At 35.1% G+C, this 15979-nt stretch carries 12 protein-coding genes and 1 pseudogene; 5 read left to right on the top strand and 8 right to left on the bottom strand.

The window, feature by feature from the left end:
- Positions 1-311: 311 nt before the first annotated feature.
- A pseudogene (locus tag GKR88_18680) lies at positions 312-1001 on the bottom strand (DUF1016 family protein).
- A 123-nt stretch (positions 1002-1124) separates the two neighbouring features.
- Between GKR88_18680 and GKR88_18675 the strand changes: the two are divergent.
- Positions 1125-1478, top strand: coding sequence for a transposase (locus tag GKR88_18675; protein QMU66096.1), 354 nt, complete (start codon positions 1125-1127; stop codon positions 1476-1478).
- A gap of 1 nt (position 1479) precedes the next feature.
- Positions 1480-2457 carry a DDE transposase gene (locus GKR88_18670; GenBank protein ID QMU66783.1) on the top strand — a complete coding sequence of 326 codons (978 nt, stop codon included), beginning with the start codon at positions 1480-1482 and terminating at the stop codon, positions 2455-2457.
- A 257-nt stretch (positions 2458-2714) separates the two neighbouring features.
- Here the strand turns inward: GKR88_18670 and GKR88_18665 are convergent, their stop codons facing one another.
- The 7 genes from GKR88_18665 to topA all read right to left on the bottom strand — a co-directional run bounded on the left by GKR88_18665 (position 2715) and on the right by topA (position 11374).
- A complete protein-coding gene (locus GKR88_18665) occupies positions 2715-2888 on the bottom strand; it encodes a type I addiction module toxin, SymE family (protein ID QMU66782.1) in 174 nt (57 codons plus the stop codon).
- A gap of 210 nt (positions 2889-3098) precedes the next feature.
- Positions 3099-3953: a gliding motility protein GldN gene (gene gldN, locus GKR88_18660; GenBank protein ID QMU66095.1), complete on the bottom strand. Its 855-nt coding sequence runs from the start codon at positions 3951-3953 to the stop codon at positions 3099-3101.
- A 26-nt stretch (positions 3954-3979) separates the two neighbouring features.
- Positions 3980-5542, bottom strand: a complete 1563-nt coding sequence (gldM, locus tag GKR88_18655; protein QMU66094.1) for a gliding motility protein GldM — start codon at positions 5540-5542, stop codon at positions 3980-3982.
- Positions 5543-5579: 37 nt separating this feature from the next.
- Positions 5580-6212, bottom strand: coding sequence for a gliding motility protein GldL (gene gldL, locus GKR88_18650; GenBank protein QMU66093.1), 633 nt, complete (start codon positions 6210-6212; stop codon positions 5580-5582).
- Positions 6213-6254: 42 nt separating this feature from the next.
- Positions 6255-7601 (bottom strand): gliding motility lipoprotein GldK, encoded by a 1347-nt coding sequence (gene gldK / locus GKR88_18645; GenBank protein QMU66092.1) that lies wholly within the window; start codon positions 7599-7601, stop codon positions 6255-6257.
- A gap of 105 nt (positions 7602-7706) precedes the next feature.
- Positions 7707-8864, bottom strand: a complete 1158-nt coding sequence (locus GKR88_18640) for an arginase (GenBank protein QMU66091.1) — start codon at positions 8862-8864, stop codon at positions 7707-7709.
- A 26-nt stretch (positions 8865-8890) separates the two neighbouring features.
- Positions 8891-11374, bottom strand: coding sequence for a type I DNA topoisomerase (topA, locus tag GKR88_18635; protein QMU66090.1), 2484 nt, complete (start codon positions 11372-11374; stop codon positions 8891-8893).
- Between the two features lie 197 nt (positions 11375-11571).
- Between topA and miaB the strand changes: the two genes are divergently transcribed.
- From miaB to GKR88_18620, 3 genes are read left to right on the top strand one after another with little or no spacing between them, the layout of a single operon-like run.
- Complete coding sequence (miaB, locus tag GKR88_18630; protein ID QMU66089.1) at positions 11572-13023, top strand: tRNA (N6-isopentenyl adenosine(37)-C2)-methylthiotransferase MiaB; 1452 nt, start codon at positions 11572-11574, stop codon at positions 13021-13023.
- A gap of 12 nt (positions 13024-13035) precedes the next feature.
- The gene (locus GKR88_18625; GenBank protein QMU66088.1) at positions 13036-14721 is read left to right on the top strand and encodes a tetratricopeptide repeat protein; all 1686 of its coding nucleotides are present in this window, start codon (positions 13036-13038) and stop codon (positions 14719-14721) included.
- Positions 14721-15944, top strand: coding sequence for an AAA domain-containing protein (locus GKR88_18620; protein ID QMU66087.1), 1224 nt, complete (start codon positions 14721-14723; stop codon positions 15942-15944). Before GKR88_18625 ends, GKR88_18620 begins: the two co-directional genes overlap by 1 nt.
- Positions 15945-15979: the final 35 nt, after the last annotated feature.

Here is a 15979-nt window from a genome sequence, read left to right as displayed (position 1 = left end):
GGAAAGTTGAAAAGTTAGAAAGAGTTAGATCAGATTAAGTATTTGTTTTTTTAATATAAATTGCCGGGAACTTTATGAACTCATTTAAACGGTCTAGTATATGAAAAGTTGTTATTTTTGAAATAATAATTTTTCATCTTTATTACTTGGTTTAAAAGTAATCATAATTTTTCAAACCGAAAAAAGGCAGCAATTTTTTTTACCTTGTTGTAGGGCGTATTTTTTCATTTGGCTTGGATTGGAAAAGGCATACTCTTTGGCAAGTTTTGCCTTGTGTATTGGCTTCGTGCAACTGGCCAATGTGTATGACTTTAGCGTTGGCTTTCTATCCATTGCTTTAATTCTTGTTTGCTTGGCAGTGCGGTTTGATATTTACTTGCGAAAATTTGCTCATTGTTTTCGGGTAAAGTGTATTCTACTACGGATTCACTCTTGCTTTGGCAAAGGATTATTCCTATAGTCGGATTTTCTTCTTCCATTCTGATTTTACGGTCGTAATAGTTCATATACATTTGCATCTGCCCAATATCTTGGTGTTTTATAGCATCTTGTGGCTTGTTTACGACAAGTCCTTTTTCAGAAAGTTCTTTTACCTTATCCTTGTCTCTGCTCAAAGCAAGTCGAGTGTAAAGGGCAGAGTCGTATTGTCTGTTTAGTTCTCTTACGCTCCAGTTGTTCTTTTGAGCTTCAATTTCATAGAATTTGCGTTCATCTTCATCATCTATTCGCATCAGTTTTATGTAGTGCGACTAACTCAATGGGAAAATGGCAGACGTTGTCTGACCTTTTTCAGATTGGTCAGACAGTGTATGACCTTTTTGATAGGTGAGATAAAAGGATTTCATTCGCTTAAGATTCGTAATTGAAAATCCTTTGCCAAATTCCTTAGTCAAAACTTCCGAAAGTCCTTTGATTAACTCTTTTCCGAATTCTGCACGTTCTTTTCCTTGCTGCTCTTCTTCTACGATTTGTCTACCAATCTCAAAGTAGGTGAGTACCATTGTTTGGTTTACTGTACGAACTACCTGCTTAAAATGGAAGAAAAACCAAAACTAGTACTAAAAACTTTGGATCAAGCAAAAAGTTTGTGGAGTAGGTTAATTTTTTAGAGTTTTGGTTTAAAAATTCAAATGCATACACAAGAGCTCCTGAAGCATTTTTTACCCGAAGGTATTTTAGATTACTTTGAACTTAAAGAGGTAAAAGATTCAACGAACAAACTTACTTTGGTTTTAGAAGAAAAACCTATACAACCAGATGAGTTATCTCATCGTAAATTACATTCCAAAGGATTTTACCCAGTAGTAGATATTCAAGATTTTCCAGTACGTAACAAGGCTTGTTTTTTACAAGTAAAACGTAGACGATGGTTAGATGTTGATACCTCAGAAGTATTCTCAAGAGATTGGAATTTGGTAGCAAAGGGAACTCGAATGACAGAAGAGTTCTCTCTTTTTTTAAAGAGGCTTGTTAGATAGTATTCCAGTAAGTTGTAAAAGTTTATCTACCTACTATCACCTTAACGGCAAGCGATTAGAAGAACAATATCGCAATCATTTAAGTAACTTTTTGACTTGGGATCAATTAGCTCATGCCGACCAATGGCTGCTTTTTAAGAAGAATATAGGAACTCATTTAAGTATTGATGAAGTAGCACTTACTCAAGGCGAGCTCTATACAGTGATTACCAACAAAGCAGGTAAAGGAAAACGAGGCAGTTTAGTAGCCATAGTAGCTACCACACAAAGTGAACGAGTCATAGAAGTGTTAAGGAAAATTCCAAGTAAAGACCGATATTTAGTAGAAGAAATCACTTTGGATATGGCACCTACTATGGAAAAGATTGCTAAAAAAGCCTTTCCTAAAGCTACTCAGGTCACAGACCGATTTCATGTACAAAAACGAGCTTATGATGCCTTGCAAGAAATTCGAATACAGTATAGATGGAAAACCATAGAACAAGAAAATAATGAAATAGCATTGGCTAAAGAAACAGGAAAAAACTTTAAACCGAATATCCTTGACAATGGAGATACTCCCAAACAACTACTAGCTAGAAGTAGGTATTTACTCTTTAAAGCCCCTAACAAATGGACAGCCAAACAAAAATTTAGAGCAGAATTACTCTTTGAAAGATACCCCAACTTGGAACGAGCTTATAAGCTTACTAGAGAACTGGCAACGATTTATCAAAAGACAAAAGACAAGGCGGTAGCATATACAAAACTAGCTAGATGGTATGATAAGGTAGAAAAATCAGAGTTCAGTAAAAGTTTTGGAACAGTAGCTAGATCAATACAAAGTCATTATCGAAGCATCTTAAATTTCTTTGATAATAGAAGTACCAATGCTTCTGCTGAATCTTTTAATGCTAAAATAAAAACTTTTAGACTACAATTTAGAGGCGTAAGATCTGTTCCTTTCTTCCTATTCAGACTATCTAAAATTTATGCGTAAAAATCTAAATCCCACAACTTTTTTGCTTGACCCAAAACTAGCACTACCAAACAAAATAGAACTACTAAAATGCTTGGCATCGCCTATTTAAGAATACTTCACCAAACAAATAGCTTCACTACAGCGGACTACTACTAGACATAAAATCCGCAAAAAAAATCGTTTTACCCATAGCTTGGGCTGACCGGAACGGATCAGTTAACAAGGCGTATATTGCTGGCCTATCGGCGCAACATACGCTTAGTTAATGTGCCCAGTTATTTTTCTTGCTTTTTGTCCGTCAACGTGATAATCAATTTATTCTTTTGTTGCTCGGCTTCAATTTCTTTTCCGATTTCAAATCCAAGTTCTTTCAACCATTTCCCCTCCAATCGAATTTCTGGAACAATAATATATCTTTTCCAATCACGAGATTGGTATTTCCAATATATTTTTAGTTGAACTCATTTAAACTTTTTCAATTTGCTAAAAAATGGCTGTTTTTTATTTGAGCATTTTTAAATCAGAAATGGTATTAGAAGATAAACTGAATTACGCCCAATTTTCAACTATATAAAAAAGCACCTGTTTTTACAAATGCTTCTATTTTTTAGTTTTTAACCTGAGGCTTTCAACTTTCTAACTTTTCGACTGTATTAAAGTCAGTAATTCCACATATCCATTTCTCTGTTTCTGATATTGTCTTTTACTTTTTGAGCTTCTAACAATTGAAATAAAGAATTTCCTCTGATGTATTCGGCAATTTTTCTATTTCCGTATACATTTTGCTCTCTGACGATAACGCCATTAAATCTCCTTGCATTCAACAGATGATCGTATGTAATGGGAATAGAAGAATTTTTTGGGTTGAATACTTTTGCTTCGTGCAGTATTTCTCTGGCATTCGGGTAAAATACCCAGAACAATTCGTAGAGTTCGTTATCTTCTATTTCCTGGACTCCCAGCGTAAGTACATCTTTTCCCATGGGAGCCAACCCCAACAAACGATATTTGAGTTCTCCCTGTCTTTTATCAAAATACCATATTCCTTTAATCATATATGCTTCAATATCTCTGGTCTGGATATTAAACGTATCTACATAATCTCCGTTTGTTCTTGTGTTGACAAGTTTCTCCCGGATATCTTTTTTAGTGAGCTTGGATGTAAAAAAAGAATCGGAATATACATTTTCAATCTTTCCGCTTTTGATTCCTTTTAGCAAAGTATCGAATAAGGAGCGTCTGTCTTTTGAAATATTAGTAGTATCTATAGGGAAATATAACGGCAGGTTAATTTTCTGGTTTAAGTCCACATATTCCCAGATCACTTTAGACCAAAGCACATCTCTGTCATCGATATACCCGTATGGTAAAGGAGCATCGTTATCTGCCGCTATTTGTTGTTCTGTTTTTTTACCAATTTCATCTACAGTTGTAGCATTTAACAAATTGGTTTGTGCACTTATATAACCGGTGGTTAATAAGCTTACCATTATTATATATATATGCTTCTTCATTATACTACTAAAAATTTAAACTTCTCTTAATTTGTAATTTCTATACTTACGGGTAACACCTTTTTGATAGGGGTTCTTTTCTTGCTTTCTACGGCTTTGATATCATAAATAGTAATGACATCACCTCTCCTTGCTTTTGCAATTTCTCTTTTAGCTTTCGCATTAAACCTGTTTCCCGTAACTCTCACTGATAGCTGCCCCGGTACTTTAACAACGAAACTTAGGACATCTAATTGTAAATCGAATACAAAATCCGGTAATTCCGCACCAATAGTTACATTATTAACACTTGTTTTTGGCATAGGCACTACTCCAAAATCGTTTCTAACAGTTCCTGCCGCCGTAGGAATATCTTTAATTCTAAACTTTTTCGAGGTATTAATCGTTTTTCCACTGCTCAATCTTGCGGAAACATTAATGGTAACTTCATTTCCGGATCCCGGACTTAACATATACTTCCCTAAGCCTGTTTTGATTAATCTACTATTTCCTGTAGGATTGGGAGTAATACTATTATCCCCCACACCGGGCACAGAAATAGATATAGGGTTATCCAAACCTCTATATACCACATTCATCTTATCGGCTGAAACAATTGCATCGTTGGGCTCGGCAATTACGGAAAATGCACTTTCAAAAGGGATGTCTTCCGGTTTTCCGTCTTGCATAAAGGTAATGACACCTTTAAAGGTTTTATTATTTCCTACATTTCCTGCAGGCATATCCAAAAATACCTGTCCGTTCTTAAAATTATTGGTAATATCTTGATTCCCTAACTTGACTCTGGTTACAACTAAAGTAGAATCATATCTTCCTAATACAACCCTCCCTCTCACACGCTCTCCGGAAAAATAAGCTGTTTTGTCCAAACTTACAATTCCTTCGTAATTATTACTTGTGAATTTACTTTCTATATCTAGCTGGCCTTCTAATAACTTTGTATATATTTCAACTTCGGTGTTTTTAATATCTCCCTGAATTTGAGTCATATTTGCCACGGAAGTAATCAAGGGCATGCCTTGGTATCTGCTGATAATCCATGGAATATCTCTACCGTCATCTGATTTGTCGGGGTTTGTGCTGAACCGTTTATTGATATTTATTTTCAGGTCTTCGCTTCCATCAGTTCCTAAGACAGACAGTATACTGTCTCTGTAATTATTGATATTGTCTACAAATTGCCGGCCTGTCGCAGTAAGCCCGTCTCCTTTAAAAAAGAGTACATCCAACACATCTATAGATGTCATGGATTCGTAATCTTTCTTATCTTCCTCATCTATATCCACTTGAATAGAATCTTTTACAGCTTCTAAAAAGTTAAACAGGTCTTGAGAGAGTTTATGAATTTTAGTAGCTTTATCATTCAATGGCGTAAACTTTTCGGGCTGATCGTTCGCTTTTGTTGCTAAAGAAGTTAAGATATGATCAATATTTACGGTATTCGCATTATTGGCATCTTCAATTTTTTCTTTCATAAAACCAAAAGATGACAGTACTTTTTTATCCATATGTATTGCTAACATTGCAATAAAAATGAGATACATCAAGTTAATCATCTTCTGTCTTGGGGAAATTTTTCCTCCTGCCATAATAACTAGTTTTTACGTTATTTAATTAATTGACTAATTATTTGCTGGACATAGCAGATAACATTCCTCCGTACACTCCGTTTAATGAAGATAGGTTTGTTGCCAAAGATTCCATTTGTTCTTTTAATCTTTCGGAATTTTCAATGATGACATCATTTACTTTGGCCTGCTTGTTTGCATGTTCCATTTGTATCTGGTACAATCCGTTTAAAGATTCCATTTGCACTGCAGCCAAAGACATTTGTTCGTTGTACTTATTTGTAGCAGTAATAGATTCGGCTGCAAAAAATAATCCTTCGGCTGCTCCCTGGAAGTTTTTCATACTATTTCCAAATTTTTCCATCAATTTGGAATCTATATTTGCTTCCTGTAACAAGTTATCTAATTTTTGAGATAGTAATCCTTGTGTATCCTTCGGTTCGGAATCTTCATCCAAATTTGCTAATTCGGGATATACTTTTGTCCAGTCCAGATCATCTTCTATCGATTCAAAAGCAGAGATAAAAAATACCAGCGCTTCTACGGCCATTCCGATGGTTAACATTAAGCCCCCTGTTATAGGACCATATGATATATGCTGTATTTTAAATAAAGCTCCTATGATTACAATTGAGGCACCGATACCGTATGCCATATTGAATAATTTCTTTGTTGATTTTGATTGTGCCATAATGAATTTTTAATTTTCAGAGGTTGTTAATTTATTGTTTGATTATCTGTTTTTACCTAAATAGCTTTGTACAGTTCTAAAGCCTATATAACTTCTGGCTGTATCTGCATATTCGAAATCTCTTGAGGCCACTTCAAGGAAGTAAGCTACGTCTTTCCATGAGCCTCCTCGTATGATTTTTCTTTTATTTTTTATATCTTCCACATTCGGGTTTATGGTAGAACCTAAATAATACGAAGAAGGGTTGTACGCGGTATTTGTCCATTCGGCAACATTACCTGCCATATTATACAATCCGAAATCGTTTGCATTGTACGATTTTGCTTCTACGGTATAGAGCGCTCCGTCTACTGCATAGTTTCCTCTGACAGGTTTGAAGTTGGCCAGAAAGCATCCTCTGTCACTTGTAGCGGTTGGCCCTCCCCAAGGATATTTGGCAAATTCCAACCCCCCTCTGGCAGCATATTCCCATTCTGCTTCCGTTGGCAGTCTGAATGCAGATACGGGCAGTGTTCTCTTTTTTCCTCTGATTCGGTCATTTTTGTATTTGGTTCTCCAATTACAAAATGCTTTTGCCTGATACCAGTTCACTCCTACTACCGGATAGTCTGCATATGCCTGGTGATAAAAGTAGTCCTGATGCATCGGGTCATTATAAGAATAGTTGAAATCTCTTACCCAAACCGTAGTATCAGGGTAGATGTTTAACATTTCCGTTTTAAGAAAATCTTTTCTGTCTCCTTTCACTCTGGCTGCCGACGCCCCATCGAACCAAGAATATCTGTAATTTAAATATTTGTTATTAAAAATTCGTATTCCGTTTGATGATTCCTCTTTTTTAATGTATAAGGAATCCATTACTTCTACGTAATCTACATCCGGATATTCGGAAAGTTCCCAGATAATATCATTTTCCCAACTTAATGGTCTTAAGGAATCATATCCTATTTCATAGTAGTTTTCAAACATATATTTATTATATGCATTTGCACCGGAAGTATCTATTACCTTAAAAGCATAATCGTGAATACCTCCCGAAGACAACGAGTCTCCTGCCGAAACAAATTCCGATTGAAGTGCTAATTTGGTTCTTACGACAGAGTCTCTTACCCAAAATACAAATTGCTTATATTCGGAATTTGTAATTTCGGTTTCATCCATATAATAAGCCCTAACGGTTACGGTTCTTGCCGGAGCATCTAATGTTCCTATGATATCTTCATCTTGTTTCCCCATGGTAAAAGAACCTGCGGGAATCAGCGTCATTCCGTATGGTTTTTCCGTAAACCATTGTCCTTTTGTTTTAACCCCCACCAGCTCACCTCTGTCATTAGAGCCACAACTGCAGATGAATATCGCCAGTAAAATATATAATACTATTTTCTTCATATTCTTATTAAATCTTCCAAAAAAAGTTCGTAAACCTATTATTTTTTTTGCTAAAATACAATCAATCATCGGTATTTTAAAACAAAGTATTTATCTATCTTTAAATTATATCATTTTTCTCATCGCCAAATACCATCTTTCCGGTATTTTTTGATTCATTGCTTCCATATAATCTTGGTATGTACAAGGTATTAACGCATGTCTTTTATATTTATTATCTTTTATTAAATTTATCTCCATCCACCACCTTCCTGTTTTATCGCTTTTATAAAAATGAATAGGATCATCATCATCAAATAAAACAATGAATTTCTGATAGTTATCTTTTGTGCAATACGGATAATCTTTTGCTCTTGCATTTACCCCTTCAATAAAATACCATATCATTTGTGCTATCAAATGAGCCGTTTGATGATTCGTGTCAAGAGCAGCATTGTATTCGTAAATTCCAAAAGAAGATACTTTATCGCTGATTCCCGCATACTTGGAAATAGCACAGATTTCTTCCCCGTAAAAACCGTTAGGAGATGCATGATTACCTGCCGGAGCTTCGCTTTGCCTGATACAACCGATATCTATACTCACCATATCCGTATCTCTTAACACCGATTCGATCAATTCCATATTTTTGGATGTTCCTAACCGATATATATCAAAATGAAGGTCTTTTAAAAGTGCTATTTCTTCCTGAGAATTAAAATAGGTCTGATAGCCTATATTACTGTAGTTGAACAAGTTGTTAGGTGTTTGCATAATGATCTTACTTAAATAATTGTCAGAAGATAGGGTATCTTCTAAAGTACCCAGATCAAACATGCTGTCTACAGTGGTCAGATTTACTGTCTGTTCTATAAGGTCATATGCTTTGTAATTTGCAAAAGTAAGACTTTGATCTCCTCCAATGAGGATTGGAATGATGTTCTTTTTTAAGAGCGAGCCTATAATTTCTTTAACTGCAAAATGGGTATCGGACGCTGTATTTCCTTTTTTTATATTTCCAAAATCGGCAATTTTGGTTGTCCATTTCCCTATAAATAGCCGGTATAAACACGCTCTGATAAAATGTAATTCTTTACCGTTCCCTGTCTTTTCCGCATTGCTGTTTTCTTCTACTCCTAAAATAGCTATCTGCGCATGATCCCATTCAAAGGTTGAATTATACGCGGAATGAATCGTAATATTACTTCCTACGGTTTGGGAGTTTAACGGTGCGACATCCGTTGTTATCGTTTCTTCTACAGGGGTTAAAAAATCAAAGTTCATGTAATAAAATATAAATACGTGCCCTATTACTTTTTTTCAGTTGCTTTTTTTGCAACTTTCTTTTTTGGAGTTTTCGCTTCCATCATTTTTACGGCTTCTTCCTTTGAAAGGTTCTCAATAGCTGTTGTTTTTGGCAACTCGATTTTAATTTTTCCTTTTATGATGTGAAACCTTCCCCAACGTGCTTTTTCTACCCGAATCCCGACATCTCCCCAATAATGAATTAATTTTTCTCTTTCTTTCTGCAATTTGTCTTCTATTAATTGTTCTAAATCCGATTGACTTAAATGATCGAAATCATATTTTTTATTGACGTTGATAAACATCCCGTTCCATTTGATAAACGGCCCAAACCTGCCCACTCCTTTTTGGACGGGTAACTGCTGATAATGTCCTATCGGAGCGTCTGCTTTTCTTTTGGATTCTATTAACTCAATAGCTCTGTCCATATCTACGGACATTGGGTTTTCTCCTTTGTTTAAAGAAATAAATTTCCCGTCAAATTTTATATATGGTCCAAATCTTCCATTAGCAATAATCACTTCATTTGATTCGTATTGCCCTATTATTTTTGGTAGTTGAAACAGCTCTAATGCTTCTTCAAGGGTAATGGTATTCATCGTCTGTTCACCTTGCAGGCCCGCAAACTTCGGTTTTTCTTCATTTGTTACCTCTCCTATCTGTACCATTGCTCCGTATCTCCCCAAACGAACATATACGTTTTTTCCGCTTTCGGGGTCTACTCCTAATAATCGCTCTCCTTTAGCCCTCTCTGCATTTGCTGAAACATCTTCTACGGTAACATGAAAGTCCTTATAAAATTCTTTTATCATAGTAGTCCAGTCTTCTCTGCCATCAGCTATTTCATCAAAATCAGTTTCTACCTTAGCTGTAAATCCAAAATCCAAAATATTGGAAAAATGGGCAACTAAAAAATCATTTACAACATTGCCTATATCAGTGGGCACTAATTTTCCTTTATCCGAACCTACTTTTTCCGTAAGGATTTTTGAACTCAACTGATTCTTCATCAGAAGAAGCTGCTCATAAGTTCTTTTTTCCCCTTCTACCGTGCCTTTTTCTATATATTTTCTTTTTTGTATAGTAGAAATCGTAGGAGCATAGGTAGAGGGTCTGCCTATTCCCAGTTCTTCCAGACGTTTTACTAAAGACGCTTCCGTAAATCTATATGGTGGTTTGGTAAATCTTTGTGTAGCAGTAACATATACGTTTTTTAGATCTTCTCCTTCCTGCATAACGGGTAACATCCCTGCCTGTTCGTCATCTTCATTATCTGTTCCTTCCAAATATACTTTTAAAAACCCTTCAAAAGTAATCACTTCTCCGGTTGCCGTAAAAAGTTTTTCATTTTTATCATTTGCAACTTTTACAATAGTCCTCTCCAACTGTGCTTCACTCATTTGGGAAGCAATTGTTCTTTTCCAAATTAAATCATACAGCCTGTTTTGATCGTACTCTACGGAAATACTGCTTTTGCCCAGATCTGTAGGGCGAATTGCTTCATGTGCTTCCTGGGCGCCTTTGGATTTTGTGACGAAGTTTCTCGGTTTACTATATGCCGAACCATAGGAAGCCGTGATTTCTTTTTGAGCTGCATTTTTAGCATCTTCCGAGAGGTTTACACTATCTGTTCTCATATACGTAATAAGTCCTACTTCATATAATCGTTGTGCCGTAAGCATTGTTTTAGCTACGGGGAATCCTAATTTCCTGGATGCTTCTTGTTGTAAAGTAGATGTTGTAAATGGCGCTGCAGGTGATTTCTTTGCCGGTTTTTTTTGTAATTCCGCTACTTTATAACTCGCACCAATACATGATTTTAAAAAGGATTCGGCCGTAGTCTTATCATTAAAATTGTTCGCCAGTTTTGCTTTGAATTTTTTACTTTCCGTATTTGTAAATTCGGCATCTACTCTATACGAAACTGTGGTTTTAAAACGTTCAATTTCCCGCTCTCTTTCCACGATCAATCGAACAGCAACAGATTGCACTCTTCCGGCTGACAAGCCTCCCTTTACTTTTCTCCACAGTACGTGAGATAATTCGTATCCTACCAACCTGTCTAAAACTCTTCGTGCTTGCTGAGCATTTACCAGATTATAATTAATATCTCTGGGGTTCTCAATCGCTTTTAGAATCGCTTTTTTGGTAATCTCATGAAAAACAATACGTTTTGTTTTATTTTTTTCCAGTTTTAATTGCTCTGCCAAATGCCAGGCAATGGCTTCCCCTTCCCTATCTTCATCACTGGCTAACCAAACGGTTTCCGATTTTTTTACGAAATCTTTTAGTTTGCTAACCACCGTTTTTTTATCGGTAGGGACTATATACTTAGGTTTGAAACCTCCGACTACATTTACTCCCAGCTCTTTAGAAGGTAAATCTGCAATATGTCCAAAACTCGATTCTACTTGAAAATCATTCCCAAGAAACTTTTCTATTGTTTTTGCTTTAGCCGGCGATTCTACAATCACTAGATTCTTTGCCATATGTTATTTCAGTTATTACAGTAGCATTCTTTAAGATAAATGAATACTTGAGGATTGCAAAAGTAGTTAGTTTTTTTTTATTTGCCTTTTTTAATGTTAATTTTTGATTTAACAACATATGCTCTTCTTATTTTCTGCCAATTTGTCATAATTTTTTATTTTTGGTTGTATCTTTGTGTCTCAATTTTCTCAAACTCATGAAACAAGTTGAAAAGATCATAGATGAAAAAATGCAGGGCAAGCCTCTTGTTACGGAAAAAATAAAAAACAATTCTAAAAAACTCTATATAGAAAGCTATGGTTGTCAGATGAATATGAATGATAGTGAAATTGTAGCCTCCATATTAGAAGAAGAAGGTTTTAATACCACTAAAAGTTTAGAAGATGCCGATTTGGTTTTGGTAAATACTTGTTCGATCAGAGAAAAAGCTGAAGTTACGGTTCGGAACAGATTAAAAAAATACAATGCTGCAAAGAAAATAAACCCGGCGATGAAAGTAGGTGTTCTAGGGTGTATGGCAGAGCGCTTAAAAGAAAAATTTTTAGAGGAAGAAAAAATAGTAGATTTGGTTGTAGGCCCCGATGCATATCGTGATTTGCCGAATTTATTGGGAGAAATAGAGGCCGGCAGAGATGCTATTAATGTATTGTTGTCCAAAGATGAAACTTATGGAGATGTATCTCCCGTGAGGTTGAACAACAATGGTGTTTCAGCATTTGTATCTATTACCAGGGGATGTGATAATATGTGTACGTTTTGTGTGGTTCCTTTTACACGCGGAAGAGAGCGTAGCAGAAATCCGAAAAGCATTATTGAGGAAATCCGGGAAATGCAAGAAAAAAATTATAAAGAAATCACTTTATTAGGTCAAAACGTAGATAGTTATTTGTGGTATGGAGGAGGTCTAAAAAAAGATTTTAAAAAAGCTTCTGAAATGGCCCGTGCAACAGCCGTAAATTTTGCACAATTATTAGACATGTGTGCTAAGGCGTTTCCTAAAATTCGTTTTCGCTTTTCTACGTCTAACCCTCAGGATATGAGTTTGGATGTGATCCACACGATGGCTAAGCATAAAAATATTTGCAAATACATTCACCTGCCGGTTCAAAGCGGAAGCAATGCCATGCTTAAAGCCATGAACAGGCAACATACCCGGGAGGAGTATATGGAATTGGTAGCGAATATATTTAGAATTGTTCCGGAAATGGTGCTGTCTCAGGATATGATTGCCGGTTTTTGCGGAGAGACCGAAAAAGATCATCAAGACACATTAACATTAATGGAATATGTAAAATACGATTTTGGTTTTATGTTTGCCTACTCCGAAAGACCCGGAACTTTGGCAGCAAAAAAGATGAAAGATGATGTACCTCCCGCTGTCAAAAAAAGACGTTTGCAAGAACTCATTAGCTTACAATTAAAACACAGCTTGTATCGCACCCAACAACACGTAGGAAATGTTGAAGAAGTTTTGATAGAGGGAACATCTAAAAAATCATCCGGGCATTGGAAAGGGAGAAATACACAAAATACGGTTGTTGTTTTTCCTAAAGAGCATTATAAATTAGGTGATTTTGTAAACGTAAGAATAGAGAGTTGTACTTCTGCCACCTTAAAAGGTACTGCAATGGGTGGGCTACTCGGATAATCATTAAAAGTAATGCTAAAAAAAAGTATTTGGTTTTTCACAACGTATTGGCATTATATACTTTTTGTATGGATCAGTATATTCGTTTATGACGGTATTTTTAATAACGGTTTTGTGAATTTTGATGATCATCTGCAACTTACTGAAAATTATAGAGTACAGACCATTTCTTTTCAATCCATTGAGATTTTATTTACTACTGCAACGGTAAATATGTATCAGCCCTTAACTTCTTTCATATTAGCTGTGCTATTTTATGCTGCAAAGTTTACAGCCGGATATTATCATTTGTTTAGTTTACTAGTTCATATTTTTAACGGGGTCCTGGTGTATCACATAGTCATAAAGCTTTTTAAAAGTAAAATACAATCTGTGTGGATCGCTTTATTTTTTTTAATACACCCCATAATGGCAGAAGCTGTTTCGTGGGTTTCCGCTACCAGTACCGTGTTGTATGTGTTTTTCTTTTTATTTGCCACTCTGTGTTATTTAAATTTTTATAAATCCGGTAAAAAAGTGTATTATTTCATCGCTTTTTTATTATTTCTTCCGGGGCTTTTCTGTAAAATTCAAATCATCATTTTCATTCCTGTTCTGTTTTTAATAGATTGGTTTTACACTAAAAAAAGATTTCAGTTAAAAAGAGTATTCTATACACTTCCTTTTATTTTACTCGCAGGTATTTTTATTATGGTTGCGATTTCTTTTAGAGGAACCGATCATTCTTCTTTTACGGTAGACTATCCTAGCTGGCTCATTGCGCCAAATCAGGTAATATGGTATGTATATAAGTACATAGCTCCTTTTTCACTGACCATTTTATATGACTGGCCTGTTTCTTTAGGAATAAGAGAATGCTTTTTTTCATTCTTATTTTTAGTCTTGCTTTTTAGTGTCTATGCATTAAGGCGGAATCGATTGTTTGTTTTTGGAATCCTGTTTTTCCTGCTAACTATTGGCTTGCACACCACATTATTTATACGATTTTTATCTCCTTATGCAGATAGGTACGGATACTTACCCTATCTGGGGTTTTTAATTGCGCTATTTGCAATCATCTCAAGATTAAAGAGTACCTATACCGTATATGCAGGCATCGCATATATTTTACTTTTTAGTTATTTAACAACACAACAAACGAAGATTTGGAAAAACTCCGACACGCTCTGGACACATAATTTAAAATCTCAAAAAACATTGATTGCCCGTGTCAACAGGGCCTCTTATCATGTTGAATCAAAACAATACAACAAATCTATGAAAGATATTGAATTCATTCTAAAAGAGAGTGACGATCATTCATATAAAAAAGAAAAATCTTCTGCTTATTACTATTTGGGAATCATTAATTACAACAAAAACAAATTAGATAAGGCAGAAAGAAGCTACCTAAAATCAATTGAGATGAACCCTAAAAAATATGAGGCTTTTTATAACTTAGTTAATTTATATACTACACAACAAAACTATCTTAAATCAATAAATACGTATACGAAAGGTATAGCCATACAGAAAAATTTCCCTTCATTATATAAAAACAGGGCAAATGCTTATTATCAGGTAGGGGAATATAAAAAAGCTTTGGAGGATGTAAATAAGGCTTTGGAAATCAATCAAAAATTGGCTCTTGCCAATACCAAAGATGTATCTTTATATGATTTTAAAAAAGAATTATTAAAAAAATTAAATGAAAATTAATGGAAAGTTTACAAGCAATTAAGCAACGTTTTGGAATTATCGGTAATGATCTGCAGCTAAACCGAGCTATAGAAAAAGCTATTCGTGTTGCGCCTACTGACATTTCGGTATTGGTTGCCGGTGAAAGCGGTGTCGGTAAAGAAAGTATTCCAAAAATTATCCATCAATTATCTCATAGAAAACACGCAAAATATATTGCTGTAAACTGTGGTGCTATTCCCGAAGGAACTATAGATAGTGAGTTATTTGGTCATGAAAAAGGATCATTTACCGGTGCTACTCAAGATAGAAAAGGGTACTTTGAAGTTGCAGACGGGGGTACTATTTTCTTAGATGAGGTTGGCGAATTGCCGCTTACAACGCAAGTCCGCCTATTACGTGTTTTAGAAAACGGAGAATTTATAAAAGTAGGTTCTTCAAAAGTGCAAAAAACAGATGTCCGAATTGTTGCTGCAACCAATGTGAATATGCAGGAAGCTATTTCGAAAGAAAAATTTAGAGAAGATTTATATTACAGGTTAAGTACCATTGAAATTTATTTGCCTGCTTTAAGAAATCGAAAAAAAGACATTCACCTGCTATTTAGAAAATTTGCTGCGGATTTTGCTCAAAAATATAGAATGCCTGCCATCAGGTTAGATGAAAATGCTACAAATTTATTATTAAACTATCGTTTTCCCGGAAATATCAGGCAACTTAGAAATATTGCCGAACAAATCTCTGTAGTTGAAGAAAACAGGCTGATTACCCCGGAAAAATTAGGTCAATATCTACCTGATAATAAAGGTCATTTACCTGCTGTAGTCGGAGCAGGTTCTGAAAATGATTTTGCTACCGAAAGAGATATCATGTATAAAGTTTTATTTGACATGCGAAATGATATTAATGATTTAAAAAAGCTTACTTTGGATATCATGCAGCACGGAAACATAGAAAAATTACAAGAAGACAATCATCAATTATTAAAGAAAATTCACGAAGAACAAGCCAAAGAAGATAATAAGGTGGAAGTATTGCAAATAGCAAGCCCTTCAACTTTACAAAAAAATTATGATTTTGTAGAGACGATAGAAGAACAAGAAAACTTTTCTTTGCAAGACAAAGAAATAGAGATGATTAAAAAGTCATTGGAAAAAAATAATAACAAGCGAAAGTTGGCTGCAAAAGAATTGGGAATTTCGGAACGAACATTGTACAGAAAAATCAAACAATATGATTTATAAATAAGTTCAATAAAAAAACTTACGATAACAAAACC

This window comes from Flavobacteriaceae bacterium (assembly GCA_014075215.1).
Classification (GTDB): domain Bacteria; phylum Bacteroidota; class Bacteroidia; order Flavobacteriales; family Flavobacteriaceae; genus Polaribacter.
Note: the sequence above shows the minus strand (reverse complement) of the source record. Positions and strands in the feature narration are given on the sequence as shown.